The following is a 3,995-nucleotide window of genomic DNA, read 5'->3' as shown; positions in this document are numbered from 1 at the left end:
TTCACCAAAGAAACTTACAAAGATTCAGGTGAAGAAGATTCTAATCATGATGATAAGAAAAGGGAACTTTGAACCTTACCCTATAATTTTGCCACATCTTCTTAGCTGCTTCATAACGCCCAATTAAGTAGCCAAAAACGTACAAATACCGTTTCTGCAAACCACCGTAAACACAAAACTCACCGCAAACTAAAAATGCCACACGTTTTTGGTCTGCTTGAATTGTTTGTTATGAACGGACTTTACGGCAACCTCGGAATTCCAGCAAATACAAATGGTTGAGACACAGAGCCAATTCACAAAATGCTGGCAGCTACTCGATAAACCCACACCAAGTTGACTCAAAACGCCCGCCAAGTTTGGAGCTTTTCAAAGCCCTGACGCCCCACGAAAGCAACGGCGAAGCAAATGGCTGCTAGAAAAAGTTACTTGGCAAAGTAACCAAACAGCCAATTTGCCTATTGATGATACCAAAGCGGCATTTCACCAAAGGAACATTGTCGATTTTCAATTGGGAAAGATTCAAATCATGATGATGCGAAAGGCAAATTTCGAACCTTAGCCTTTAATTTTACTGGATTTTCCTAGATGCTTCATAACGCCAGCTTAAACCGCAGACAACGCACAAAACAAGCCGCCGCATTGCGCCTTAAACACTAAAATTACCGTAAGCTAAAAATGCCACGCGTTGTTTGTCGGTTTGAAGCTTTTGTTAGAGCGTCACAAGCAAACAAACTCGCTTGGCAATGAAGCACTTAGCTTGCATTCAATGAACGACATCTTAGCCAACAAAACCTGCTGCAACCAGACCACAGAACTTAAAACACCAACTCGGTCGAGAATTTAGAAGAACAAACGAAAAGCGAAGCTTCAAGGTACGATGACCTCAATTGGCTTAGAAATCCTACAGCGACTTGGCTTGCGACGACTTTTCCAACTTGAAGCTGGCTGAGAAGTTGAATTTTCCAGCACTGAAGCCAACAATTTTCGAGAACCTTACAACCCTTGAATTCTCAAAGCGCTATAACGCCCGCTTAAGCTGCTGACAACGCAATACAAAAGCTACCGCATTGCGCCTTAAACACAATTATCACTGCAAACCTAAAATGCCACGCGTTGGCAGTCCGCTTGAAGCGTTTGTTAGAGCGTAACGAGTACACAAACTCACTTGGCAATGAAGCACTTAACTTGCATTCAATGGACGGCATCTTAGCCAACAAAACCTTCTGCAACTAGACCACGATACCCAAAACGCCAATTCGGTCGAAGATTTAGAAAAAATGAGCCAAGAGCTCAGCTTCCAAATTTGGCGAACCTAATTGATTTTAACAGCTTGCAGCAACTTGGTTTGTGATGACTTTTCCACATTGCTTCAGGTTACGGAATAGAACTGAAATGCACTGAAGCCAACAATTTTCGAGAACCTTACAAACCTTGCAGCATCAAAGCGCTATAACGCCGCGTTAAGGGGTGAATGCCGCTTAAACCAACTTTTCGCAGACCACTTTCACCACCAAAACTCACTGCATACCAAAAATGCCACGCGGCATGAATCCCACTTGAACGCCTTGTTATGCTTAAGCTTCAATGGGTTACGTTTTAATAGAACCAAGATTAACTCGACCTTGATTTGCAAACAAAAGCCAAAACGTAGAAAACCGAAATGCCTCATAGTTTTGAAAATCGGACTTTGAAATTTGGCCGCTAAAACTCAAAAACCCAAGATCAAATTGCTGATTGAACCAACTGCCCTAACCTCGTGCTTACCCGAAATTTGATTGAGGCAATACTCTGAATTTTCAGCGCCAAAGAATAAATGTCCGAAAAGCAGCGCCCAATGAAGTCAACTTGCCGACAAGCGCATAACCTATCAGCCAAGGGAACAAAGAAAAACCATAAACCACTGATTTTATTTGATTAAGCATAACGCCCAATTAAACTGCCAAAAACGTACAAATGCCGTTTCTGCATACCACCTTAAATACCAAACTCAACGCAAACTAAAAATGCCACACGTTTTTGGTCTGTTTGAATTGTTTGTTAGAGCGTAACGAGTACACAAACTCACTTGGCAGATAAGCATTTTGCTTGCATTCAATGAACAGCATCCTAACCAACAAAACCTTCTGTAACCAGACCACGACACCCAAAACGCCAATTCGGTCGAAGATTCAGAAAAACGAGCCAAGAACAAAGCTTCAAAATACGGTAAACAGGAATGGTTTGAAATAGTTACAACGGCTTGGCTTGCGACAACTTTTCCAACTTTATTCGGGTTTAGGAATCGAAATTTGAAGCACTGAAGCCAGCTATTTTCGAGAACCTTACAACCCTTGAATTATCAAAGCGCTATAACGCCAGCTTAAACCGCAGACAACGCACAAAACAAGCCGCCGCACTGCGCCTTAAACACTAAATTCACTGCAAACCAAAAATGCCACGCGTTGTTTGTCGGTTTGAAGCTTTTGTTAGAGCGATACAAACAAACTCGCTTGGCAATGAAGCACTTAGCTTGCATTCAATGAACAGCATCTTAGCCAACAAAACCTACTGCAACCAGACCACAAAACTCAAAACACCGATTCGGTCGAGAATTTAGAAGAACAAACCGAAAACCAAACTTCAAAATCCGGTGTCCCCAACTGGCATGAGTTCCCAAAGCAGCTTGGCTGATAGAGAATTCTCCACCTTGGTGCAGGTCAAGGAATCGAACTCAAAAACACTGAAGCCAGCAATATTCGAGAACCTTACAACCCTTGAATCATCAAAGCGCTATAACGCCAGCTTAAACCGCAGACAACGCACAAAACAAGCTGCCGTATTGCAAACTAAACACTAAATTCACTGCAAACCAAAAATGCCACGCGTTGGCTGTCGGTTTGAAGCTTTTGTTATAACTGTTTTTCCATACGTAGAAGACCCCACTCTTCCCCTTCAAACGACCTCGTTCCTACTTCATGTGAGGTAACAGAAAAACCTAACGACTCATAGCAATTCTTCGCCACCGTATTTCGGTCAAAAACTGCAAGTGACAATCTACTAACGTTGTACTTTTCTTTTGCCAATTCTAATAGCTGAACCAACATTAGCCTAGAAATACCCTGCCCTCGAAAACGACCTAATACAAATACACGACAAATTCGAAAATGGGATTCTGTAATTTTGAAGAGTTCAACATAACCAACGTCTTCTCCTGAGACAACAAAGATAAAAGGGATTACTTCAGCCTTAGAACAGTGCTGACTAACTTGAGTAATATCTAAAGGAAAATTAAACTGAGGACCTCCCCATTGGTAGTTCAACTTTTCTGAGTCGATCCAACTAATAAGCAGGTTATAGTCTTCCTTTTCAAATGCTCTAAGTCCCATTTTTTTCCTCAAAAGTTATAACGCCCAATTAAGTAGCCAAAAACGTATAAATACCGTTTCCGCATACCACCTTAAACACCAAACTCAACGCAAACTAAAAATGCCACACGTTTTTGGTCTGCTTGAATTGTTTGTTATGAACGGACTTTAAGGCATCCTCGGTTTCCCAGCAAATACAGACGCCTAAGACACCGAGCCATTTCACAAAATGCCGGCAGCTATACAATGAACTCACAACAAGTTGAACAAAGACGAGCATCAAACTTTGAATTTTTCGATGCCCTGCCGCCCCACTAAAATCACGGCGCAGCAAATGGCTGCTAGAAAGAATCACTTGGCAAAAATACCCAAACAGCCAATTTGCCTTTCGATGAAACCAAAGCGGCATTTCACCAAAGAAACTTGCAAAGATTCAGGTGAGGAAGATTCGAATCATGATGATAAGAAAAGGGAACTTTGAACCTTACCCCATAATTTTGCTACATTTTCTTAGCTGCTTCATAACGCCAGCTTAAACCGCAGACAACGCACAGACCAAACCGCCGCATTACGCCTTAAACACTAAAATCACCGCAAACTAAAAATGCCACGCGTTGTTTGTCGGTTTGAAGCTTTTGTTAGAGCGAT

General features: G+C 41.9%; 1 protein-coding gene. It reads right to left on the bottom strand.

What is annotated here, in order from left to right:
- Nucleotides 1-2,891: 2,891 nt before the first annotated feature.
- Nucleotides 2,892-3,368, bottom strand: coding sequence for a GNAT family N-acetyltransferase (locus HC752_RS23690; protein WP_190337653.1), 477 nt, complete (start codon nt 3,366-3,368; stop codon nt 2,892-2,894).
- Between the last annotated feature and the right edge of the window lie 627 nt (nt 3,369-3,995).

This window comes from Vibrio sp. S9_S30 (assembly GCF_014694455.1).
GTDB lineage: Bacteria > Pseudomonadota > Gammaproteobacteria > Enterobacterales > Vibrionaceae > Vibrio.
The sequence above is the reverse complement of the archived record's forward strand: the minus strand, read 5'-3'. Positions and strand labels throughout refer to the sequence as shown.

Excerpts from the sequence above, each read along its gene's own strand:
- HC752_RS23690 (WP_190337653.1), bottom strand. The coding sequence starts at position 3,368 with ATGGGACTTAGAGCATTTGAAAAGGAAGACTATAACCTGCTTATTAGT.